This window comes from Flavobacterium flavigenum (assembly GCF_027111255.2).
Taxonomy (GTDB): Bacteria; Bacteroidota; Bacteroidia; order Flavobacteriales; family Flavobacteriaceae; genus Flavobacterium; species Flavobacterium flavigenum.
Window position 1 is genome coordinate 4,385,150 of record NZ_CP114285.2, and the last position, 25,406, is coordinate 4,410,555.

Here is a 25,406-nt window from a genome sequence, read left to right on the forward strand (position 1 = left end):
GACATTGCTATTTGAATTTGAAGAAGCTATTTACTTTGTATCTTTGCCGCTTAGAACTATTGAATAAATAAAATGCGAATTGATATTATTACGATTTTGCCAGAATTATTAAAAAGTCCTTTTGAGGCTTCGATTATGAAACGTGCCATTGATAAAGGTATGGTTGAAGTTCATTTTCATAATTTACGCGATTATACTACCAATAAACAAAAAAGTGTTGATGATTATCCTTTTGGAGGAGGAGCCGGAATGGTAATGACCGTTCAGCCTATTGATGACTGCATTACACACTTGAAAAGCCAGCGCGAATATGACGAAATCATTTATATGTCTCCGGATGGAGAAACACTGAATCAGAAAATGGCTAATACCATGTCGATGTATGAAAATATTATTATTTTATGCGGACATTATAAAGGTGTAGACCAGCGTGTTCGAGATCATTTTATTACCAAAGAGATTTCAATTGGTGATTATGTTTTATCTGGGGGTGAATTAGGTGCTTTAGTTTTATCAGATGCATTAATCAGATTGATACCAGGGGTTTTAAGTGACGAAACTTCGGCATTGACAGATAGTTTTCAGGACAATCTGCTTTCTGGTCCTATATATACAAGACCTGCAGATTATAAAGGCTGGAAAGTGCCGGAAGTTTTAACCAGCGGTCATGCTGCCAAAATTGATAAATGGCGCGAAGACATGGCGTATGAACACACAAAAAACAGACGTCCGGATTTACTCGAATAAATTCTAAATTTTTAAAATTCCAAATCCCAATTAATCAGTTAGTTGAAAAATGGAATTTGGAGTTTGTTTTGTTTGGAATTTTATTTTTTTTATCTACATTTGCACCCGAATTAGACCAACCTCTGGCGAAATCCGTGTATGTTGCTTTATTATAAAAACCATAATTTAAATTATCATGGCAGATTTATTAAAATTCGTTCAAAACGAATTCGTTGCTAAAAAAGATTTCCCTGAATTTGGAGCTGGAGATACTATCACAGTTTTCTACGAAATTAAAGAGGGTGAAAAAACAAGAACTCAGTTTTTTAAAGGAGTTGTTATTCAAAGAAGAGGTTCTGGTAACACAGAAACGTTTACTATTCGTAAAATGTCTGGATCAGTTGGTGTTGAGCGTATCTTCCCTGTGAACTTGCCAGCTTTACAAAAAATTGAAATCAACAAGAAAGGTGCTGTACGTAGAGCAAGAATTTTCTACTTCAGAGATCTTACTGGTAAAAAAGCTAAGATTAAAGATAAAAGAAGATAATCATTTATCTCTTTGTTATAAAAAACTCGTTTCAGGTAATCTGAAACGAGTTTTTTTTTAGGGCTATTTTTTGAAATACCAAAAACATAATTTTTTATTGTAAAAATCATTGATTTAATAATTTAAAGTCTGCGAAATAGTAATCTGTTAATTTCAGGATTTCTGCTCAAAACTACACCGTTTTCGCAGTGTTTTTACTATATTTGCTCCGCTCATTTTGAGCCAACTATACTTTGAAATTGCTGATTTCGGCAATACCAATCATAAAAAAAAAAAAATGACACAGAATTCAAAAATTTTTTACACCTTAACTGATGAGGCGCCATTATTAGCGACTTATTCTTTATTGCCTATTGTTCAGGCTTTTACTTCTACAGCCGGTATAGCAATTGAAACCAGGGACATTTCTTTGGCAGGAAGAATTTTATCTAATTTTCCTGAATCATTAACCGATGCTCAAAAAACAGGAGATGCATTGGCAGAATTGGGTCAGTTAGCTACTCAACCAGAAGCTAACATTATCAAATTGCCAAACATTTCAGCATCTGTACCACAATTAAAAGCTGCTATTGCTGAATTACAATCTCACGGATACAACTTACCAAATTATCCTGAAGATCCTCAAAATGATGCTGAAAAAGAAATTAAAGCTAAATACGCAAAAGTATTAGGTTCTGCTGTTAACCCGGTTTTACGTGAAGGAAACTCTGACCGTAGAGCGCCAAGAGCAGTTAAAAACTTTGCAAAAGCAAACCCGCATTCTATGGGTGCCTGGTCTGCTGACTCAAAAACTAAGGTTGCTTCTATGTCAGGCGGTGATTTTTACGGAAGTGAAAAATCTGTTACTGTTACTGAAGCTAATGATGTAAAAATTGAATTCGTTGCTAAAGACGGTACTGCTACTGTTCTTAAAGCAAGTACTCCACTAAAAGCGGGCGAAATTATCGACAGTTCTGTATTAAGTGTAAGTAAATTAAAAGCTTTTGCTGCTGAAGCTATTGCTGAAGCTAAAAAAGAAGGTGTTTTGCTTTCTGTACACTTAAAAGCTACAATGATGAAAGTTTCAGATCCAATTATCTTTGGGGCTATCGTTGAAGTTTATTTTGCTGATCTTTTTAAAAAATACGAATCTTTATTTGCTGAATTAAACGTTGATACCAGAAATGGTTTAGGTGATATTTATGCAAAAATTGCAGGAAGACCTGAACAGGCTGAGGTTGAAGCAGCTATTACACAAGCTATCGAAAACGGACCAGCTTTGGCAATGGTTAATTCTGATAAAGGAATTACAAACTTACACGTTCCGTCAGACGTAATTGTTGATGCTTCTATGCCGGCAATGATCCGTACTTCTGGACAAATGTGGAACAAAGAAGGGAAATCACAAGATACAATCGCTGTTATCCCGGATCGTTGTTATGCAGGAGTTTATACAGCTACAATTGATTTCTGTAAAAAACACGGGGCTTTTGATCCAAAAACAATGGGAAGTGTTCCTAACGTAGGTTTAATGGCTCAAAAAGCTGAAGAATATGGTTCTCACGACAAAACTTTCCAAATTGCTGCAGATGGAATTGTTCGTGTTGTTGATAAAAATGGAAATGTTTTAATGGAACAAAACGTTGAAACAAACGATATTTTCAGAATGTGTCAGGCGAAAGATGCGCCTATTCAGGACTGGGTTAAACTAGCGGTAAACAGAGCTCGTTTATCTGACACTCCTGCTGTTTTCTGGTTAGACGAAAACAGAGCACACGACAGGGAATTGATCGTAAAAGTTCAAAAATATCTTAAAGATTACGACACTACAAACTTAGATATCCGTATTTTAAATCCTGTTGCTGCTACTGAATTTACTTTAGAAAGAATCATCAAAGGTTTAGATACAATTTCTGTAACCGGAAACGTATTACGTGATTACTTAACAGATTTATTCCCAATCTTAGAATTAGGAACTTCAGCTAAAATGCTTTCTATCGTTCCTTTAATGAATGGTGGTGGATTGTTCGAAACAGGTGCCGGAGGTTCTGCTCCTAAACACGTTGAGCAATTTACTGAAGAAGGATATTTACGTTGGGATTCATTAGGGGAATTTTTAGCGCTTGGTGCTTCATTAGAGCATTTAGGACAAACTTTAAACAATTCTAAAGCTATCGTTTTATCTGAAACTTTAGATCAGGCTAATGATAAATTCCTGGCAAATGATAAGTCTCCTGCTCGTAAAGTAGGTCAGATTGACAATAGAGGTTCTCACTTTTACCTTGCTTTCTACTGGGCTCAGGCATTAGCGACTCAAGATAAAGACGCTGAATTAAAAGCAATCTTTACTCCAATTGCAGCTGAATTTGAAGCTAATGAAGCTAAAATTGATGCTGAATTAATTGCTGCTCAAGGCAAGACTCAGAATATTGGGGGGTACTATCAGCCAACACCTGAATTAGTTAGTAAAGCGATGCGTCCTAGCGAAACTTTCAATGCTATTATTGCTAAAATTGTATAATTAAAGCAATCTTATTTATATATTAGAAAAAGACAATCAGAAATGGTTGTCTTTTTTTGTTTTCAAAAATGAAGACATTTTTTTGATACTTCATTTACTTTAGAATAAACATTCACAAAGATAACTTCATTTACATTTAGGAAGCATTATAATAATAGATAGTAGGATGAAGGGCTGGAGAAAGACGCAGTATTCTTTTATCCTGATTTATTGACTATCATAGATAAATTGATCGGCAACGTAAAAGCTATTTTTGAAAACGGTTCACGATACATTTTTGTCTGTTTCTCTCCACAAAAAAATACTCAACCGATGTTTTTCAATCATGTCACTCAACTGGTGGACTTAAATTACTTCTGAGTCATCATAAAATTCATCATCAGCCGCTGTCTGATTTGTAAAAGCTCCCCACCCAGGGAGCTTTTTTTATTGTTTTTACTGAATGAAATCTCATACTTGATTTTGTCAGAAAGCGGATTCTGCCAAATAACAAACACGCTATGATACTTGTTGACGGTTTTTTAAAGCCATTGGTCTAAAGCAAAAAGCCAATCATCTAATAGTTCCGGAAAAGCCTAAAACGTAAACGAAATTTGTAGTGTAATAATGGCATTGCTCCCCAACGATAAAATTATTACGCAAAACAATTTTAATGAATTAAAGGCTCTCCTCCCCAAGGGAGCTTTTAATATTGGTTTTGCGAATTATGAATTGCAATTGAATTCTGTTTAAAAAAAAGAAATATTAAATACATTTTACTTACGTAATATGACTACAAAAATGAATAGCACATTCGTTATTTTCCTCATTACTTTGCTTTCGTTTTCGCAGGAAAAATTCACATTAAGTGGTACAGTAACTGACTTCAAAAATAATGAAACCCTGGCAGGGGTTCATATCTATGTACAGGATCTGAAAATTGGTACTTATACTGAAAAGTATGGATTTTATTCGCTGGCGCTACCTGCTGGGAAACATCAATTGAGGATAAAAAACCTGGGATATAAGGAGGTTGAAAAAACAATATTTTTAGAGGAAAATACAAAAGAAAACTTATCCTTAGATCAAAGCAGTGAAGAACTTCAGGAAGTTGTAATTAAGGAGGGCAGATACAAAACCAATCTTCAGTCACCTGAAATGAGCGTTAACAGACTGTCTGTTTCTTCCATAAAAAAAATGCCTGTAGTTTTTGGTGAAGTCGATGTTTTAAAATCCATTTTGTCGCTGCCTGGGGTTACCAGTGCAGGAGATGGTGCTTCAGGATTTAATGTAAGAGGAGGCAGTGCGGATCAGAATTTAATTTTATTAGACGATGCGCCCCTATTTAATTCTTCACATGTTTTTGGATTTTTTTCTGTTTTCAACCCGGATGTTGTTAAGGACTTAAAATTGTATAAAGGAGGAATTCCGGCTCGTTATGGAGGAGCAGTATCTTCTGTTTTGGATATTTATCAGAAAGACGGAAATAGTAAAGAGTTTCATTTAAATGGAGGCATTGGCCTGATTACCAGCCGGCTTCTCGCTGAAGGCCCAATAGTCAAAAACAAAGGTTCGTTTTTGATAGCAGGAAGAGCCTCTTATGCCCATTTATTTCTAAAATTATCTAAGGACCAAAAAGATAACGCAGCCTATTTTTATGATCTGAATGCCAAGTTGAGTTATGAACTAAACGAGAACAACAGTTTGTTTTTATCAGGTTATTTTGGACGTGACGTTTTCAAGCTGAATGAAATTTTTATGAATACTTATGGAAACTTGATGTTGAATTTACGTTGGAACCATTTGTATTCGGATAAATTAAGTGCTAATTTATCATTGATCTACAGTGATTATTATTATGGGCTTGATTTGAATTTTGTAGGTTTCAAATGGAATTCCGGAATTAAAAATTATACGGTCAAATACGATTTTGAAAATTTTATTTCGGATAAATTCAAACTAAATTATGGTTTAAACGGAATTTATTATGAGTTTAATCCCGGAATAATCGAGGCTTTAAGAGATAAATACACAATCAATCCAAAGCGGTTAGATAAAAAATATGCGCTTTCTATGTCACCTTATATTGGCGCAGAAAGTCAGCTTTCTGAAAACATCACGGTTAGTGGCGGGGTACGGTTTAGTATGTTTTATCGTTTGGGAGCCTCGACAATTAACCTTTATGAAAACAATAGTCCGGTAGTGTTTAATTCAGACATGCAGATTTATGAGAAAGGGACACCAATTGGTACTTCATATTACAAAAACAACAAGACCATTGAACAATATAACAACTTTGAACCCCGATTTTCGGTTTCCTTTCAGCTCAATGAGGCTGCAGCGATAAAAACGAGTTACAACAGAATGGTGCAATACCTTCAGTTAATTTCTAATACCTCGTCCCCGACACCTCTTGATGTCTGGATGCCGAGCGACAATTATATCAAACCTCAGATTGCAGATCAGGTTGCCCTGGGTTATTTTAGAAACTTTAATGACGGCGCTTATTCGCTTGAAACGGAAATTTATTATAAGAAAGTTAAAAACAGGCTGGATTATATCGATGGTGCTGATCTGATTGCAAATGATGCAATAGAGCAGGTGGTTTTAAATGGTCGTATGCGTGCCTGTGGTTTAGAGGTCATGTTTAGGAAGAATGAAGGGAAATTCAACGGCTGGATTTCCTATACATTATCTAAATCAGAACAGCAGACTCCTGGAAGAACAGCTGAAGAAACAGGGATTAATAATGGGCAATGGTATAGCTCGGCTTATGATAAAAGACATAATCTGGCCATTACAACAGCTTATAATTTAAGTGAAAAATGGTCGTTTGGAGCGAACTTTGCCCTGCAGTCCGGACAGCCGGTTACCTATCCAAATGGTCAATATCAATATTTAGGAATAACGGTTCCAAGCTACGGATTGCGAAATGAAAACCGTTTACCGGCATACCATCATTTGGATGTTTCGGCAACACTTACTCCAACAAAAACTAAAAAAGCAAAGTGGAGTAGCGAATGGGTATTTAGTATTTATAACCTATACAATCGTCAAAATGCAGCCTCTATAAACTTCCGTCAAAATGCAGACAGTGGATATAATGAAGCAGTGAAAACCTCCATATTCGGTATTGTTCCGGCAATTAGTTACAATTTTAAATATTAAGAAAACATTTTCTATAAAAGATATAAAAAGGATATAACATGAAAAAAGTAATTTTGTCAATCGTATTTTTTACCTCCCTATTCTTTACCAGCTGTGAAGAAGTTGTAGATGTAGATTTGAGTACTGCTCCTCCAAAATTAGTAATAGAAGCTGCTATTAATTGGAAAAAAGGAACTTCAGGCTCTAAACAGACCATAAAACTGACTACTACAACGGCTTATTTTGAAAACGAGATCCCGATAGTATCAGGAGCAGTTGTTTTTATTAAGAATAGCGCCAACCAACAATTTACTTTTACAGAAGTCCCAAATACGGGTACCTACGTCTGCAATGATTTCAAACCTGTACTGGATGAAACTTATAACCTTACCGTAGTGAGTAATAATAACACCTACACGGCAAGCGAAACCCTAAAATCAATAGCGCCTATTAACTATTTTATACAAGATGACGGTTCTCAACTTGCAGGAATTGTTGTGAGGGCCTTTTATAATGACCCGGCCGGAGTGTATAATTATTATCTTTATAAGTATACATATTCAAACAAAGCTATAGCGACGTATTATGCAGATGAGGATAAGTTTTATCAGGGCAACAAGTTTTTTAGTATTTCTGATGATGATGATTTGAAAGCCGGAGATGAAATTGAGGTTACGCATTATGGTATTTCAAAACAATATTATAATTATATGAATATCCTGACAGATATTGCGGGTAGCGGTATGGGAGGGCCATTTCAGACACCTCCGGCCACTGTTAGAGGGAATATTATCAATATAACAGATAAAAATAACTATCCATTGGGTTACTTTTCTTTAAGTGAAACAGTTTCAGAAAAGTATAAGGTCAAATAAGGGATGCGTGCAAAATTGTAGAAATCTTAGTTGATATTTAAGAGGCAATCAGAAATGGTTGTCTTTTTTTTCGATGAAATTTTTTTCCTGAATTCGCTTACTTAAAGTTTATTCTGTATCAATTATAAGGAGGAGACTAGTGTAAAATTCTTGTGTATAATACTGATATCATGAAAACAAACTGATTTTTACCAGATTTTGGGTTATATGATCGGTTTTATTTTAAAAAAAAAGCACCATAAATAAGCGAACATTCATTTATATTTAATAATTTCGTATTGTAATAACATAATCCAATGCGTACAAGAGATCTTAAAAAAGAAGAACAGGTTAAGCAAAAAGCGATTGAAATGCTTGTCAGGTATGGCATTGAAGGCTTTGGGATGAACAGACTGGCAAAAGAAAGCGGTGTCTCTGTAGCCACATTATATATTTATTATTCGGACAAAGAGGATTTGATAAAGAAAATTGGGACAGAAATCGGTCAAGCTTTTTTTAGTGAAATGGTAAAAGATTTTTCCCCCAAAATGTCCTTCAAGGAAGGATTGCGAAAACAATGGGAAAACAGGGCTCGTTTTGTATTGAAAAATCCTTTAAAAGTAGCATGTTGGGAAGCTTTAAGCCATTCCAGTTACCGAAATGATATGTTAGAGGAAAGTCTGGCAGATTTTAAAAAAACGATGTGGAGTTTTGTCGAAAATGCATTAGAAAGAAAAGAACTTTTGCCTATTTCTATTGAAGTATTCTGGAGTGTAGCCTATGGTCCTTTATATGCTTTACTTCGTTTTGAAAATGAAGGTAAAAGTTTTGGTGACACGCCCTTTAAGCTCACAAAACAAAAAATGGATGAGGCATTTGAACTCGTAATAAAAGCATTAACACCATAAATAAATACGCTTATGAAAAATACTCTGAGTGATATATTGGTATTTGCAACCAATATCAGGACCAATAGCGACAAACAATTAATAAGTCGGATATTTGATGAACATTCCGAAATCCAGGAATGGAATATTGATCAGGAAGACATTGATTGTGTTTTAAGAATTGTAACTAAAAAACTGTCGGAAGAGCAGATAGTCCATATTCTCCAACAGCAGAATTTTAATTGTACACCTTTAGAATAAATCAAAATGAAAGAAGAAAATCAGGCGATCCCTTTTACAGGATATCAGAAATTTGCAGTTTTTATACTTGCCATTACACAATTTACAGTTATTCTGGATTTTATGGTAATGTCTCCGTTAGGTGATATCCTGATGAAAGATTTGGATCTAAAACCCACCCGTTTTGGTTTGGTGGTTTCAGCATACGCTTTCAGTGCAGGAATTTCAGGACTCCTAACCGCGGGTTTTGCAGATAAATTTGACAGGAAAAAATTATTGCTGTTCTTTTATATTGGTTTCATAGGCGGTACAATTTTATGTGGATTGGTTGATTCTTACCCATTATTAATCGCAGCCAGAATCGTTACCGGTTTATTTGGCGGTGTAATAGGTTCCATTTCGATGGCGATAGTTGCCGATTTATTTATGCTTCAGCAACGAGGAAGGGTAATGGGATTTCTTCAAATGGGGTTTGGGGCAAGCCAGATTCTTGGTATTCCAATTGGGTTATATCTGGCCAATGCATGGGGCTGGCATGCCCCTTTTTTATGGGTAGCAGCAATGGCAGCACTAATAGCAGTCTTAATTGCTGTGAAATTAAAACCAATTAATGAACATCTTGGACTTCAGGAAGATAAATCTGCTTTTACCCATTTAATGCATACTATTCGCAAAAAAGAATACCGAATTGGATTTACAGCTACAGCTTTACTTTCAATCGGAGGTTTTATGATTATGCCCTTTGGAAGTGCTTTTGCTATCAATAATTTAAAAATCACCCAGGACGAGCTGCCAATTGTATTTATGATTGCAGGCTTATCAACTTTGGTTGTAATGCCGGTAATTGGAAAATTAAGTGATAAAATGGATAAATTCAGGATATTTGTTTACGCTTCTGTATGGACAATCGTAATGGTTGGTATTTATACGAATCTTGGCGCTAACCCGCTCTGGCTTGTTATTATATTTAATGTGCTTATGATGATGGGGGTAATGGGGCGTATGGTTCCTTCGACAGCATTAGTCACTTCAATACCCGCTATGCAGGACAGGGGAGCTTTTATGAGTATCAATTCATCACTGCAGCAAATAGCCGGTGGAATAGCAGCTGCTTTTGCCGGAACGATTGTGGTACAAAAAGACAAATTCAGTCCGCTTGAGCATTATGATACTTTGGGTTATATAATTATTGGAATTTCATTGATTACCATATTCCTTTTGTACCGTGTCAGCCAACTTGTAAAAAGAAAAGCAAGAGTAATTACCGAAACTGTTCAGGAAATTCAGGAGGTTTGAATCTGGAAAAGTATTTTATTGCTATTTAAAGGCAACTTTATCCGCGCCAGCTGGGTTTACTTCTGCCCGTGCCAGCCTAGGGGACACTCGCACTAGCCGTGCAACTTTCTTAAAAACAATAAAAGCCACTCCGTAATAAAGTGGCTTTATTTATTTTAACCGCGTTGCAAACGCTACGATTTGTTTTCATAAGTTAAGTTAAGTAGGTACTCGATGTAATCGAGCACCAGAGATCCCGGACAAACGAGCGCCAGTGGGGGGGTATGTATTGTGTGAGTAAGCTGATGAAAAAGACTCCTGAACAAAGCGTAACAGCAATTCCGACACTTCATGAAATCTAAGAAAGTTATTCATTATATATTTAAGATAACTCTTTTTTGTTTTTTTTTTATCCCTACCAACCATGGCGAATTACTTCTAATAGATCTCTTTTAAATTCAAATAATTCACCAGAAATAAAAATACCATTGTTTGTATAAAGATTTCTTCCGCTGTGGAAAACTCCCGCCTCCAACAAGCAATATTTGAAATTGTATGATGTGGACTGCGAAACGGCCTTTGATAATTAATCCCGCTTTTTTTAATTACCAGCAACGCTGTGAATTTTTGTAGTTTTTAAAACTTCATGCAGGGTAATTTGTGGTAAATATTCGGTAAACATTTAGCAAACATTACCTCTCCTGCTCTTGGTGGTTCAATCAAAATGATGTTATATTCGGTACTTAGCAAGTACAGCAAAATAATAAAAATTGTATTTAAAACTTTAAATTTAGAACCCAGCTGGTTGAAAGAAAAGAATCAGATAATGAATTAGATGTTTTTTATAGAAAAATATCCTTATATAAATTTAAAGAAAAAGCTATATTGATTATTTAGTATTTTTTAAAATATTTAATTAAAATCATTTAAAATACAGGTGTTTATACTCTATTTTAAAGAGTCTTGAAATTATAATTTTGTGTTAACAAACAAAAACTAAGAAATTATGAAAACAAAATTATTATTTTGCTACTTATTTGTTCAAAGCATTTGTATAAGTCAAACTAAAGAGATTCCTAGCACATTGCAAAATGTAATAGTAACCTTAAAGCAAATTAGTGGAAACGCTAATCCCGACAGAATTGTTAAAATTGATGTAAACAATGATAAGGTTGTTGATTACTCCATTGTTGTAAATTATAGAGGTTATTTTGAACAAACATTAACGACAGAATTAAAATCAGGGGAAATAATTAAAGTTTGGACTGTTGATGAATTAAATAAAGAATCAACTATATTAGAATTTACATCAGCAACACCTGAAGAGATTCTTAATAAAGTAAAATTAAATACTATTTCTCTCCCTTATCAGTCTATTAATCCTGAACTTGATGGGGCGCAACCAGCAAGTACTAATTACAAATATAATTGTAGGATGCTAAACACTAACTTTACAATACCAATTGCTAGGTTCAATTTGACAAAACACGATGATACGACTTCTAAGCAAGGTGATGTAATTTTATTCAATTCTATCGGTGCTGGAGTGGGTATGAGCTGGGGTCAATTTGAAAAAACAACAGATGCAAAAGGTGAAATAATAAATACTGAATTTACAAATTCATTTGGTATTCATATAGGTTTTTTATTCTCGGCTGGTAATGATGATACTGAAAATAAAAATGTTTTTGCTCCATCAGTTTCAATTAGTGTATTAGATTTTCAGATTGGATATGGTCACGAATTAGGAACTCTTGCACCAAGTCAAAAGAAAGGTTTTTTAACTTTAGCATATGCAATACCAATATCCAAACTTTTAAAAGGTAAATACTATATTTTCAAATCATCAAAAGGTTATAATTCAAAAAATCCTTTACCAACAATCTTAATTGATGAAGGCTCATCGAACACTACCATGCCTAATAAAACTGATAAACCCGATGAAACTAAGAAATCTAATAAAGCTAACTTTTCTGATTGGAAACGCATACGCAGTTTTGTGGGTTAATAAATGTTATCTTAATCAATGCTAGTTTAATCGATAGCTTTTATTATTATATTTGAATACAATTATTAATTTATCGAAAATAAAAAATTTGATATACATCAACTTCAATTGAAAAAGGAATTGATTTAATTTCAGTATTCATTGAAAAACTTGCTGGTTCCACAATCGAATAAGCTTGTTTAATGTTTGGTGATAAAATGAAGGTAAAAAGATTAAAGAATCAAATAAAGGTATTTTCAGAAGTTAAAAAGACGACAGAAGAAAATAATATCACACTTAAGAAATAAATCTTAAACGCTTGTACCACTACTTGAATTTTCATCACTTGAAGAAGACGAAACATTACAACAAAAATGAATTATCAATTTTCCTACTTATATTAAATCAATTAACAAGTAAAGAAGTAATTGAAATCCAAAAGATAAGTGAATCAAATACTACAAGTGGACAAAAGATAAAGTTATAATAGAGTAGATAAATCAAATTTAGTAAGATTATGATTAATAGAAATTATTTATGAAGAATCAAGCAAAAGAACAAGTCCATTTAACATTAATAGAGCAAAATCATTTAATGATTGGTTTGGTAAAAACTTAGAAGGTAAATATAAAATAACTGATTTGGGTGTAGAATTTGTTAAATGCTGTTCAAGAAAATAAAAGCAATAAGGCCATCGTAATTGATAGCCTTATTTTTTTGTTGTCTTTTTACCCCAACCACCCATCACGATCTAAGCTTCTATACTGAATTGCTTCAGCAATATGCGATGAAGCGATTTGAGGAGCAGCATCTAAATCAGCAATAGTTCTGGCAACTTTTAAAATACGGTCGTAAGCCCTTGCTGAAAGATTCAGTCGTTCCATGGCGGTTTTCAATAATTCTTTTGATTGCTCATCAAGAACACAGTACTCCCTGATTAATTTACTGCTCATTTGTGCATTATAATGAATGTTTGTCAATTCTTGAAAACGAACAGACTGGACTTCACGTGCAGAAGTCACTCTTTGTCTAATTGAGGCACTGCTTTCTGCTTTATTGTCATCTGATAGTTTCTCGAAAGGCACCGGTGTTACTTCTATATGAATATCGATCCGGTCTAATAAAGGTCCGGAAATTTTACTCATGTAGCGTTGCATTTCATGGGGGGAAGAAGTATTGGGCATTGATGGATCGTTAAAAAAACCACTCGGACTCGGATTCATACTGGCGACGAGCATAAAAGAAGAAGGATAAGTTACAGTAAATTTGGCTCTTGAAATCGTAACTTCCCTGTCTTCTAAAGGCTGACGCATTACCTCCAATACATCTCTTTTAAATTCCGGCAATTCATCCAGAAACAAGACTCCGTTATGCGCCATTGAGATTTCTCCCGGCTGAGGATAACTTCCACCGCCAACCAGTGCAACATTCGAAATAGTATGATGCGGACTACGAAATGGCCTTTGGTTCATTAATCCAACTTCTTTTAATTTACCCGCAACGCTATGAATTTTTGTTGTTTCTAACGCTTCTCTCAAAGTCATTGGAGGTAAAATACTTGGCAGACGTTTCGCTAACATTGTTTTTCCTGCTCCCGGAGGTCCAATCAGAATGATATTATGTCCTCCGGCAGCTGCAATTTCCATACAGCGTTTAATGCTTTCCTGGCCTCTAACATCTGAAAAATCAAACTCAGGGAAATCTAAGGTTTTGTAGAATTCTGCGCGGGTATCAATAATTGTAGGTTCTAAAGTTCCTTTTCCTTCAAAGAAATCAATGACTTCCTGAACATTTTCAACCCCGTAAACATCTAATCCGGCAACTATAGCAGCTTCTTTTACATTTTGCTTTGGAAGAAAAAAACCTTTATAGCCTTCTTCTTTTGCTTTAATAGCTATAGACAATGCACCATTTATAGATTGTAAACTTCCATCCAGTGAAAGTTCGCCCATGATGATATAGCGATCAATTTCTGCAGCCTTTATCTGGTCTGAAGCTACTAAAATTCCAATAGCTAAAGTTAAATCATAAGCAGAACCTTCTTTGCGCAAATCGGCAGGTGCCATATTTATCGTTATCTTTTTGCCTGGCATAGTATAGCCATTATTTTTAAGAGCTGCAGCTATGCGATAACTGCTTTCTTTTATTGCATTGTCAGGCAAACCTACCAAATGATAACCAATTCCTTTGTCCATATTCACCTCTACTGTTATAGTAGTAGCTTCAACTCCAAAAACGGCACTTCCATAAACTTTAATGAGCATACTTATTTATTTTTGTAAATATTTTTTTAATTTTTTACAAAATAAGTAAATATTTTAATAAATAAAGTATTACAATAGGTATTTTTTTCTTTCAATTTAATCAAATTTTAAACCAATCTGATTTTTTACTTCTTCGACAATTTTACTTAAATCCAAACAATTTTGATGCGACCAGAGCTTACTTTCAAGTTGATTGTTTTTAATACAGGTATGGCATTCTATAGCTTCATGCGCAAAACCTTTTCCGATATTAGGTATACTAAATTTTTCTTCCTGCTCATCTTCAATAATAGAATATCCTTCTGTCATGAACCATGGTGAATTAATGTCAATTCTTCCCTCAGTGCCGCTAATTGTGGCTTTCATGTCAGAAGCAGAAACTAAACCGGCGTGTAAAACAGACTGAGCCGACTCATATTGTAAAATCATAGTAGTCTGCAAATCGACTCCTGTTGTATGAAAAGTTGATTTGGCTATAATTTCTTCCGGAATTCCGAGTATGATATAAGACAGAAATAGCGGATACACGCCGATGTCATAAAGTGCACCGCCACCTAATTTTTTGTCTGTCAGCCTAGTTCCTAATTCTTTATTATAATAGGCAAAATCAGCTTTAAGGTATTTAACTGATCCTATTTCTCCATTTTTTACTTTTGACAAAAGTTCCTGAATGGATGGAATAAATCGCGTCCAAAAAGCTTCCATGAAAAATTTATTGTACTTTTTTGAGGCATCAGTCATTCGTACCGCATCTTGGTAGGATAAAGACAAAGGCTTTTCGCATAATACATGTTTGCCGTTTTCCATTGCGCGGATTGATAATTCGGCATGTGAATCGTGAGGTGTTGCTATATAAACAATATCAACGTTGTCGTCTAAAAACAGGTCATTATATGATCCATAAAATGTATCGCAATCGTACTTTTTGGCAAATTCACCGGCCTTACAGATGTCTCTTGAAGCTACGGCAACTAATTCGGCTTCATTTATTAATTGTAAATCAGCAGCAAATTGGCCTGCAATGTTTCCTAAACCAACTATTCCCCATTTTATTTTATTCATTTTTCATCTAAACAGGCCATATTACTAGAACCTAAGAGTTATTGGATTAAAGATAAGATTTATATTAAGTAGGAAAAATAAAAGTTGTAGGATTATATATATTTTATATTTTTATAACAAATATATACTTGTAAATGAAAAAAATATTCTTACTGCTCTTTCTGGGTTTTTTTGTAACAAAAGCATGGGCTCAGGAATACTTTCCTGTTAATGAAAGTATTCAAAACAAAAACAACAATTATACAGTTTTTACCAACGCTGTGATATACATCACACCGACCCAAAAAATTGAAAAAGGAACCTTAGTTGTTCAAAATGGCAAAGTAGTCAATGTTGGAAATAATATAGCGATTCCAAAAAATGCGATTTTGATTAGTCTTGAAGGCAAAACAATTTACCCTTCGTTTATTGATATTTATACCAGTTTTGGAATTGAAAAACCTAAGCGAAATTTAACTCCTGGCAGAGAAGATAATATTTATGATACCAAAAAAACAGGATATTACTGGAATGAAAGTGTATTGTCTCATCTAAATGGATATGAGACATTCAAATATGATCAGCCAAAAGCTGAAGAATTTTTAAAAGCAGGATTTGGCATTGTAGGTACGCATATTCATGATGGAGTTGCACAGGGAACAGGACTTTTGGTTGCTTTGAATAATACTGATGGCAAGAGTCAAATTATTTCGAACAAAATAACCCATCACTTTTCGTTTAACAGAAGTGCTTTAACAAATCAGGCTTATCCTAGTTCTTTAATGGGATCGATGGCGCTTCTTCGCCAGATGTATTTTGATTTGGATTGGTACAAAAAAGGAAATTCAGAGACGAGAGATTTATCATTGGAAGCTCTGGCTGCAAATGAAAAACTGGTACAGATTTTTACATCAGAGGATAAATTAAATAGCTTAAGAGCTTCTAAAATTGCAAAAGAATTTGGTTTAAACTATATTTTAAAGGGAAGCGGGAATGAATTTGAAAGAATTGAGGAGATTAAAAACACCAATTCAAAATTCATTATTCCAATTCATTTTCCTGAAGCTTATGATGTTTCAAATCCGTATTTATCCAATCAGATAGAACTTGCCGATATGCGTTTCTGGAATCAGGCACCTGCCAATCCGAAAGTACTTTCAGATAACGGAATCATTTTCGCTCTTACAACAGATAAACTGAAAAAAATGGAAGATTTTAGAATTAACCTTCTAAAATCAATTAAATATGGTTTTGATAAAACAAAAGCCCTGGAAGCGCTAACTACAATTCCGGCAGCAATTTTAGGAAAGAGCAACGAAATTGGAAGTTTGAAAACAGGAAGTTTTGCCAATTTTGTAATTACTTCTGGCGAAATATTCGATGAAAAAACAATTTTATACGAGAATTGGGTACAGGGAAATAAATACGTCATAAACGATATCAGTGCAAAAGATATTCGAGGCAATTATAATCTGACCATTGGAAATGAAACATTAAAATGGAAAATTGACGGAACCGTCGAAGCGCCAAAATCTGAAATAACTACAGCGGATAATAAAAAAGTAAAGAACACTTTTTCTGTTTCAAAAAACTGGATTTCACTTTTGATAAAATCCAATGACACTATAAAATCCAATTTTACCCGTTTAACCGGATTAGTAGAAAATACTAATAATATCTCAGGAAAAGGTGAATTATACAATGGCACTCAGGTAAACTGGACAGCTGTAAAAACTTCTCCGTTTGTAGTAGTAAAAGATACTGTAAAACCTGAAAAACCAAATCCCATCATGCCAACAACTTTTCCGAATATTGCTTTTGGAAATCCAAAAAAGTTAACAGCTCAGACTTTACTGTTTAAAAATGCAACAATTTGGACCAATGAAAAAGACGGAATCTTAACCGAGACTGATGTTTTGATAAAGAACGGAAAAATTATTTCCATTGGTAAAAATCTTTCAGATGCTTCAGCAGCAATTATTGATGCCAAAGGAAAACACCTTACCAGCGGAATTATTGATGAACATTCGCATATTGCCATTTCAAAAGGTGTTAATGAAATGGGGCATAATTCTACAGCCGAAGTTACTATAGAAGATGTCGTAAATTCTGAAGATATTAATATTTACAGGGATTTAGCGGGAGGTGTGACTATTTCGCAATTACTACACGGTTCTGCCAACCCAATCGGAGGACGCTCTGCAATTGTAAAATGGAAATGGGGGCTATCTCCTGATGAAATGCTATATAAAAACCAGCCTAAATTTATCAAATTTGCTTTAGGTGAAAATGTAAAACAATCTAATTGGGGGATAATTAATCCATCACGTTATCCTCAGACCAGAATGGGGGTTGAACAGGTTTTTACAGACTATTTCCAGCGCGCCAAAGAATATGATGAGAACTGGAAAAAATTCAATGCCAATCCTAAAAAAGAAAAAGCACCAAGAGTGGATCTTGAACTACAAACGCTGGCCGAAATCTTAAATAAGAAGCGATTTATTACCTGTCATTCTTATGTAGAATCGGAGATATTAATGCTGATGAATGTTGCAGATAAATTCAATTTTAATGTGAACACTTTCACACACATCCTGGAAGGCTATAAAGTTGCTGATAAAATGAAGGAACATGGAGTTGGGGCTTCAACTTTTTCAGACTGGTGGGCTTACAAATTTGAAGTAAATGATGCTATCCCTTTCAACGGACCAATTATGCATAACGAAGGTTTGGTTGTAGCTTACAATTCAGATGATGCAGAAATGTCCCGAAGATTAAATCAGGAAGCTGCAAAAGCGGTAAAATATGGCAACATTTCAGAAGAGGAAGCCTGGAAATTTGTAACCCTTAACCCGGCTAAATTATTACATATCGATGATAAAGTTGGAAGTATTAAAGTGGGTAAAGATGCCGATTTAGTACTTTGGAGCGACAATCCTTTGTCTGTTTATGCAAAAGCAGAAAAAACGATTATTGAAGGCGTTGTGTATTTTGACATAGAAAAAGAACTTGAAAAACAAGAAGCTATTACAAAAGAAAGAAATCTGTTAATAGGTCAGATGCTGCAGGAAAAAAATAAGGGAATGAGCACACAGGAACCAACAAAAAAAGAGAAAAAAGAATATCACTGTGACACTTTGGAACAATACTAAGGAACTAAAGGATTTCACATAAAAATGACAAATATGATAACTAAAAACATATATATATTGTTGTTGGTTTTTGGGATGATAATACAAACCAAAGCTCAACAGATTCCGGCACCAAAGCAGGCAAAATCAATCCTGATCCTAAATGCAACGGCACATATTGGAAACGGAAAAATAATAGAAAATAGTGCAATAGGTTTTAAGGATGGCAAGCTGACATTAGTAGCTGATTCCACGACTATAAGACTTTCAGAAAATGCTTATGATAATATCATAGATGCTACCGGAAAGCATGTCTATCCTGGCTTTATTGCACCTAATTCTACTTTAGGACTTGTTGAAATTGATGCGGTAAAATCATCCGACGATCAGGAAGAAATTGGTAATATGAATCCAAACGTTAGGAGTATAGTAGCTTATAATTCAACTTCAAAAGTAACCGAAACTGTTCGTCCAAACGGAATTTTAATTGCTCAGATAGTGCCTCGTGGAGGAAGAATTTCCGGAACATCTTCAATTGTTCAGCTGGATGCCTGGACGTGGAAAGATGCCCTTGTAAAAGAAAATGACGGAATACATTTAAACTTTCCTTCCGGATTTAGAAGGACAGGAAACTGGTTTGAACCTGGTATAATTGAGCCTAATAAGGATTATGCAACACAGATTAACGAAATAAATAGCTTTCTAATTAATTCGAAAGCTTATTTAGGAGAGACTTCAAAACAAAGAAATGTGATTTTTGAATCAACAAAAGGACTTTTTGATGGAACCCAGACCTTATTCATTCATGCTGATGAAGAAAAGCAAATTACAGATGCAATTCAGTTAGCTAAGAGCAATGGAGTAAAAAGAATAGTTATCGTAGGTGGTTTTGAAGCTTACAAAGCTGCCGATCTATTGCAAAAAAATAATATCGGGATACTTTTAAGACGTGTACATGATATGCCTGCAAGTGATGACCAGGATGTGAGGGCTCCTTTTAAGATGGCTAAGATTCTAACAGATAAAGGAATTTTGGTTGGACTTGAGAACAGTGGTGATAATGAACGAATGAATACCCGTAACTTGCCTTTTTTAGCAGGGACCTGTGCTGCTTATGGGCTTGATAAAGAAAAAGCTTTACAATTAATAACCCTTAATACGGCTCAGTTATTAGGTATCGATGCCTTCTGCGGCTCTTTAGAAACAGGAAAAGATGCTACATTGTTTATTTCAGAAGGAGATGCTCTTGATATGAGAACCAACCAACTTACTCATGCTTTTATTCAGGGAAGAGCAATAAGCCTTGAAACACACCAGACTCAGCTTAATAAAAAGTACAAAGAAAAATACGGCCAGAAATAACCAAATACTATTACCAAGAAAAGGCATCATCTGAATCAGCAGGTGATGCCTTTTTTCATTAATTATTTAATGTTTTTTAGAAAAAGCAATAAATAATGCTATAATTAACTTAAAACCAAAATTATTTTCGTGTTTTTTCTTATAAAATACATTTAAAATGCATTTTCGTCACATCCCGGATTGATGATTTGTAAATTTTAAGTCATTTTTAGCCAAAATGAATAAAACTTAAGGGGGGTAAATTGAAAAATTAACAAAAATTAAGCATAATAGGGTATTTTTTATGGGGGTATTAAATGATTTTATACTTTTATCAAAAATTTTAAAACTAAATAACGATGCGAAAAATTATTTTAAGTGTGATTCTTATCACAATTTTGTTACTGTCCATTTTTTCTATTTCATTTGTTACTGAATCAAAGACATTGGGTGCTCATGTTGTCGAATTGAAAATGGACACAGGGGATACCGCATGGATGGTTGTTGCAACTGCTTTTGTGTTATTAATGACGCCAGGTTTAGGTTTCTTCTACGGAGGTATGGTTGGTAAGAAAAACGTAATTAGTACCATGCTGCAAAGTTTTATGGCAATGGTTATTGTTACTATTTTATGGGTAGTTATTGCTTTTGGATTATGTTTTGGTCCATCAATAGGCGGATTCATAGGAGATCCTACTTCAAATATATTCTTTCAGGGGGTCAGTGCTAATACTGCCTGGGAATTAGCTCCAACAATCCCTTTTATTCTTTTCGCATTATTTCAGGCTAAATTTGCTATTATTACACCTGCGTTAATAACAGGAGCTTTTGCTGAGCGTGTACGCTTCTGGGCTTACTTATTATTCATGGTTTTATTCATATTATTAATTTACGCTCCATTATGTCACATGACATGGCATCCTGATGGACTATTCTTCGGATGGGGAGTTTTAGATTTTGCTGGAGGAACAGTGGTACACATGAGTGCTGGATGGGCTGCATTAGCAGGAGCTATGTTCTTAGGAAAACGTAAAGTTCAAAAAGTAAACCCTGCAAGAATTACCTATGTATTATTAGGTACAGGTTTATTATGGTTTGGATGGTTTGGTTTCAATGCAGGTTCTGCTGTTGGAGCTGGTAGCCTTGCTGCTCAGGCGTTAGGAACTACAACAGTTGCGGCTGCTTCTGCGGCAATGGCATGGGTGTTCCTTGATAAAATCTTAGGGCACAAATTATCTGCTATGGGTGCTTGTATCGGGGCTGTTGTAGGTTTGGTAGCTATTACGCCTGCTGCAGGTTTTGTCTCTATTCCTCATGCATTGGCAATTGGAATTATCGCTGCTGTAATCAGTAATCTTGTAGTGAGCAAATTCCCTAAAGGAAAAATTGATGATGCTCTTGACGTTTTCGCTTGCCACGGTGTTGGTGGAATGGTAGGAATGCTGTTAACAGGAGTATTTGCATCAAATACAGTTAATTCAGTAGTAGGAGATCATCAAGGTCTGATTTTTGGTGATGCTACTTTATTTCTGACTCAGTTAAAAGCATTAGTATTGGTTTCTATATTTGCTTTTGCAGCATCATATGCATTATTCTTCATCGTTAACAAAATTACTCCTCTAAGAGTTACTGAAGAAAAAGAAGAATTAGGATTAGATATCTCTCAACACGGAGAATACCTATAAGGAATTATTCAGGTACTTACATAAAAAATGCCCTCTAAGCTTTAAAGTTTTAGAGGGTATTTTATTTTGAATTAATTTCACCTTGAAATAAATTTTGGTAAGCTTTTCTATTTAGAAAGTAATGAATTTACAAAAGAGAAAAAATGAACTATGCAAAAAATAATCAAAAAGAAAATAATTGCCCATGATTTAAATATTTCTACTCGGGTTAAACCTTCATGCATATCTTTTTCTCTTCGTGTTTTTACATTGTCCTTATTAAGCAAATAAAATAAAAATGCCAATAAGCCCAATGCTCCACTAATAATTAAATCTAAAAAGCCAGGAAATTTCATTTTATTACTTGAAATTTGAAATCCCTTCTTTTAACCAAACCAAATACTCTTCAACATCAACATAGCTAATTGTAGGTTTTGAGCTGTTCAGATTATTTCCTTTAAGATCAGTTATAACATATAAAGGCTGAGTATTAGTTTTGTATTTTGAAATCATAAACTCGGTCCATTTATCTCCAACCGTTTCAATTTTATCTCCCGAAGCTGTTACAAATTGTTGGTCTTCAGGTAATTTACGTTTATCGTCCACATACAAAGAAATCAAAACCAGTTCATTTTTTAAGATGGGTAAAACTTTTTCATCAGACCAGACATTGTTTTCCATTTTTCTGCAATTTACACAGGCATGTCCGGTAAAATCAAGCATAATAGGTTTTTTAACAGATTTTGCATAGGCTAAACCATTTTCATAATCATCAAATACAACAATACCATTCGGACCTAATTTTGCACCCTTCGGCAATTCTTGCTTAATTGAGTTTGATTCTCCCAAGCTACCTATTCCAAACGGACTTTCGCTATAGGTTAGAGGTGGAGGAAAAGCGCTGATTAATTTCAAAGGAGCTCCCCAAAGTCCCGGAATTAAATAAAGTGTAAACATCAGCGTAATCAATCCTAAGTATAATCTTCCAACAGAAATATGATGCAAAGGGCTATCATGAGGCAATGTGATTTTTCCGAATAAGTATAATGTCAGTGCTCCAAAAATGGCAATCCAAATGGCTATAAAAACTTCTCTTTCCAGAAAGTGCAATTGTAAAACCAAATCGGCATTTGATAAAAATTTAAATGCTAAAGCTAATTCTAAAAATCCAAGAACAACTTTTACTGTATTTAACCAGCCTCCTGATTTTGGTAATGAATTTAGCCATCCCGGAAACATCGCAAATAACATAAACGGAAGTGCTAATGCAGATGAGAATCCCAGCATTCCAACAACTGGAGCGATTCCTCCATTTGAAGCTGCTTCAACTAGTAAGGTTCCGACAATTGGTCCAGTACATGAAAATGAAACAATAGCCAAAGCTAAGGCCATAAATAATATACCAATTATACCGCCTTTATCTGCCTGCTGATCAGCTTTGTTTGCCCATGAATTAGGAAGCATAATTTCGAAAGCTCCTAAAAAAGAAGTCGCAAAAATGACCAATATCACGAAGAAAATCAGGTTAAACCAAACGTCTGTTGATAAAGCATTCAGAGCATCTGCTCCAAATATCTTTGTTACAATTAAGCCTAAAATCACATAAATAGCAATGATGGAAAATCCGTAAATAATAGCATTACGAATTCCTTTTGCCCTGCTTTTGCTTTGTTTTGTAAAAAAACTTACCGTCATTGGTATCATTGGAAATACACAAGGAGTCAGTAAGGCTGCGAATCCTGATATAAAAGCAATAAAAAAGATAGACCATAAACTTCTTGCCGGAGCAGGCTTTTTTAAATCATCTACAGCTTTTGCCGTTGCATTATCTGTTTTTTCTAACTTAATTCCTTTAGGATCTGCTGCTTTTTCTACTGTATCAACCGCTAAACCTTCTCTTTTGGTTTCATCTTTTTGAGCTTCAGTTACAGCGGGAACTGTTTCCATTTTAAAGGTTACCGGAACTGCAATTGAGAATTTTTTATTCGAATTGATGCATACTTCTTTACAAACCTGAAAATCAAATTCAACTTCTACAGTTTTTAAATTAGGGTTTGTAATCTGAATTTCCTGCTCAATATGTGCCTTTCCTTCAAAATAAGTTTCGTTTACTTCAAAAACATCGTTAAAGGATGTCTTTGTTTTTCCTTCTTTGGCTTTGCCAACTAAATTGTAATTTCCTTTTTGATTTTTAAAGGAAATTTCTAAAGCCAATGGGCCTCCTTCTGGTGTAAACTGGGAATACATGTGCCAGTCTTTCTCTATAATTCCGTTAAAAATTAAAACAAAATTAGTTTCTGATTTCTTTTCGATTTTAGAAGTCCATTTTACCGGTTCTATGATTTGGGCATTACTGTTTGCAAAAGCAAAAAAGAAAAACAGTAAAAATAAAATGGATGTACTCAAGAAGCTTCTTGATAATACAGCCTGAAGGGATTGATTGAAGTTCATTATTGCAGTTCTATTTTAAGTATTTTTTTTGTGGTTTTTTCTATTTTAAATCTTTCATCCTGCCTGATTCCTAAGACCCATACAATCTGGTCTTTTGAACATAAAAGCCAGGAGTTTTCTTTTTCAATCAGCGATAACTTTTCATCCTTAAAAAGTTTACTGATTTTTTTTGATTTTCCGTTCATTCCAAAAGGCTGAAAAGAATCACCTTCTTTCCATTTACGCAAAATTAATGGGAACTGGATTTTTTCAGCATCCACAAATATAATCTTATTTGATTCTATAGTTATGTGACTAACGTTACAAAACTTCAAATTTAAGGGAAAATTAATTTGTGTGTCGTTTTTATTGATTTCAAACTCCTCTTTTTCTTCTGGATTATTATTTAACGGACTCAAAATCAAAGCCTCTCTGTTTTTTAGCAATCGAAACTCTGAAGAGAATACTTGTTTTCCGGATTGTCCGTCTACTAGATCATAAATAGCATTCCATGCCAGAAATCCAAATTCATTGAGCCATTCATACAAATACGATCTGTAATTAGGTAATTGTGTAAGCTTATTTAAATCGAAATGAATTTCTTCTCCTGCCTCTTTTGCTACCTGCTGATAAATCATAATCGAAGCATCTTCGGCCATTTCATTAGATTCCTGCAAATAGGATTGTGTTTTCTGGAAAGCTTTCAGAAAATTAGGATTGATTTCCTTTAAAACAGGAATTAAATCATGACGAATTTTATTACGAAGGTATTTATCAGATGCATTGCTGCTGTCTTCCCGCCATTGGATATTATTTTCTTTCGCATATTGTAAGATTTCTCCTCTTGAAAAAGGTAAAAACGGACGTATAATTTTATCATTTTCTTCGGGAATACCAACAAGACCATCCAGTCCTGTGCCACGGCTTAGATTAATCATAAACGTTTCCAGATTATCATCGGCGTGATGGGCAGTCAGGATATAATCAAATTTGTGGGTTTCCAATAATTCATAAAACCAGCTGTATCGGAGTTCGCGGGCTGCTATTTGAGTAGACAATTTATAGTCTTTTGCAAAAGCTTCGGTGTCAAACTGGGTTGTAAAAATGGAAATATTGTTTTCTTTACAGTAATTTCGAATGAAATCCTGATCGCCTAAACTTTCCAGTCCGCGAAGTTGAAAATTACAATGCAATACGGCAATTTCATAATCTAATTGCTGAAACAAATGCAGTAAAACCATACTGTCAAGTCCGCCACTGACAGCAAGAAACAGTTTTTTATTTTCCAGAAACGGAAATCTTGCCAAAATATGATTTTGAAAATTTGTAAGCATCAGAAAAATTAAAAGATGAATATTTTAAGAACTGCAAAATTAAGGCTTTTGAAAGAAAT

General features: G+C 34.4%; 16 protein-coding genes and 1 pseudogene. 12 read left to right on the top strand and 5 right to left on the bottom strand.

What is annotated here, in order from left to right:
- The first annotated feature begins 72 nt into the window (after nucleotides 1-72).
- The 8 genes from trmD (at nucleotide 73) to OZP09_RS18205 (ending at nucleotide 10,176) form a co-directional block, all read left to right on the top strand.
- On the top strand, nucleotides 73-747 hold the full coding sequence (trmD, locus tag OZP09_RS18170) for a tRNA (guanosine(37)-N1)-methyltransferase TrmD (protein WP_269235087.1): 675 nt from the start codon (nucleotides 73-75) through the stop codon (nucleotides 745-747).
- Nucleotides 748-922: 175 nt separating this feature from the next.
- On the top strand, nucleotides 923-1,273 hold the full coding sequence (gene rplS, locus OZP09_RS18175; protein ID WP_163399939.1) for a 50S ribosomal protein L19: 351 nt from the start codon (nucleotides 923-925) through the stop codon (nucleotides 1,271-1,273).
- 277 nt (nucleotides 1,274-1,550) lie between these two features.
- Nucleotides 1,551-3,773 (top strand): NADP-dependent isocitrate dehydrogenase, encoded by a 2,223-nt coding sequence (locus OZP09_RS18180; RefSeq protein ID WP_269235088.1) that lies wholly within the window; start codon nucleotides 1,551-1,553, stop codon nucleotides 3,771-3,773.
- Nucleotides 3,774-4,541: 768 nt separating this feature from the next.
- Nucleotides 4,542-6,920, top strand: a complete 2,379-nt coding sequence (locus OZP09_RS18185; protein WP_269235089.1) for a TonB-dependent receptor — start codon at nucleotides 4,542-4,544, stop codon at nucleotides 6,918-6,920.
- Nucleotides 6,921-6,958: 38 nt separating this feature from the next.
- Nucleotides 6,959-7,774 (top strand): DUF4249 family protein, encoded by an 816-nt coding sequence (locus OZP09_RS18190; protein WP_281309773.1) that lies wholly within the window; start codon nucleotides 6,959-6,961, stop codon nucleotides 7,772-7,774.
- A gap of 296 nt (nucleotides 7,775-8,070) precedes the next feature.
- Nucleotides 8,071-8,661, top strand: a complete 591-nt coding sequence (locus OZP09_RS18195; RefSeq protein WP_269235091.1) for a TetR/AcrR family transcriptional regulator — start codon at nucleotides 8,071-8,073, stop codon at nucleotides 8,659-8,661.
- A gap of 12 nt (nucleotides 8,662-8,673) precedes the next feature.
- Nucleotides 8,674-8,901, top strand: a complete 228-nt coding sequence (locus OZP09_RS18200; RefSeq protein WP_269235092.1) for a hypothetical protein — start codon at nucleotides 8,674-8,676, stop codon at nucleotides 8,899-8,901.
- A 6-nt stretch (nucleotides 8,902-8,907) separates the two neighbouring features.
- The gene (locus OZP09_RS18205; protein WP_269235093.1) at nucleotides 8,908-10,176 is read left to right on the top strand and encodes an MFS transporter; all 1,269 of its coding nucleotides are present in this window, start codon (nucleotides 8,908-8,910) and stop codon (nucleotides 10,174-10,176) included.
- A gap of 406 nt (nucleotides 10,177-10,582) precedes the next feature.
- On the opposite strand, the pseudogene OZP09_RS18210 reads toward OZP09_RS18205, so the two are convergent.
- Nucleotides 10,583-10,890 (bottom strand): annotated as a pseudogene (locus OZP09_RS18210) (ATP-binding protein); the annotation flags it as partial.
- Nucleotides 10,891-11,161: 271 nt separating this feature from the next.
- On the opposite strand from OZP09_RS18210, the gene OZP09_RS18215 reads away from it, so the two are divergent.
- Entirely contained in the window at nucleotides 11,162-12,163 is a 1,002-nt protein-coding gene (locus tag OZP09_RS18215; RefSeq protein WP_269235094.1) for a hypothetical protein, read from the top strand.
- 707 nt (nucleotides 12,164-12,870) lie between these two features.
- Here the strand turns inward: OZP09_RS18215 and OZP09_RS18220 are convergent.
- Nucleotides 12,871-14,406 carry a YifB family Mg chelatase-like AAA ATPase gene (locus OZP09_RS18220; RefSeq protein ID WP_281309774.1) on the bottom strand — a complete coding sequence of 512 codons (1,536 nt, stop codon included), beginning with the start codon at nucleotides 14,404-14,406 and terminating at the stop codon, nucleotides 12,871-12,873.
- 96 nt (nucleotides 14,407-14,502) lie between these two features.
- Nucleotides 14,503-15,468, bottom strand: coding sequence for a Gfo/Idh/MocA family protein (locus OZP09_RS18225; protein WP_269235095.1), 966 nt, complete (start codon nucleotides 15,466-15,468; stop codon nucleotides 14,503-14,505).
- Nucleotides 15,469-15,602: 134 nt separating this feature from the next.
- Here OZP09_RS18225 and OZP09_RS18230 point away from each other — a divergent pair, with 134 nt between their 5' ends.
- The 3 genes from OZP09_RS18230 to OZP09_RS18240 all read left to right on the top strand — a co-directional run bounded on the left by OZP09_RS18230 (nucleotide 15,603) and on the right by OZP09_RS18240 (nucleotide 21,604).
- Nucleotides 15,603-18,599, top strand: coding sequence for an amidohydrolase family protein (locus OZP09_RS18230; RefSeq protein ID WP_281309775.1), 2,997 nt, complete (start codon nucleotides 15,603-15,605; stop codon nucleotides 18,597-18,599).
- 33 nt (nucleotides 18,600-18,632) lie between these two features.
- On the top strand, nucleotides 18,633-19,940 hold the full coding sequence (locus OZP09_RS18235; RefSeq protein WP_269235096.1) for an amidohydrolase family protein: 1,308 nt from the start codon (nucleotides 18,633-18,635) through the stop codon (nucleotides 19,938-19,940).
- Nucleotides 19,941-20,278: 338 nt separating this feature from the next.
- A complete protein-coding gene (locus tag OZP09_RS18240; RefSeq protein WP_269235097.1) occupies nucleotides 20,279-21,604 on the top strand; it encodes an ammonium transporter in 1,326 nt (441 codons plus the stop codon).
- Nucleotides 21,605-21,943: 339 nt separating this feature from the next.
- Here OZP09_RS18240 and OZP09_RS18245 read toward each other — a convergent pair whose 3' ends face one another.
- Both OZP09_RS18245 and tilS read right to left on the bottom strand, forming a co-directional pair.
- Entirely contained in the window at nucleotides 21,944-24,034 is a 2,091-nt protein-coding gene (locus OZP09_RS18245; RefSeq protein WP_269235098.1) for a protein-disulfide reductase DsbD family protein, read from the bottom strand.
- On the bottom strand, nucleotides 24,034-25,347 hold the full coding sequence (gene tilS, locus OZP09_RS18250; protein WP_269235099.1) for a tRNA lysidine(34) synthetase TilS: 1,314 nt from the start codon (nucleotides 25,345-25,347) through the stop codon (nucleotides 24,034-24,036). Before tilS ends, OZP09_RS18245 begins: the two co-directional genes overlap by 1 nt.
- Nucleotides 25,348-25,406 lie beyond the last annotated feature (59 nt).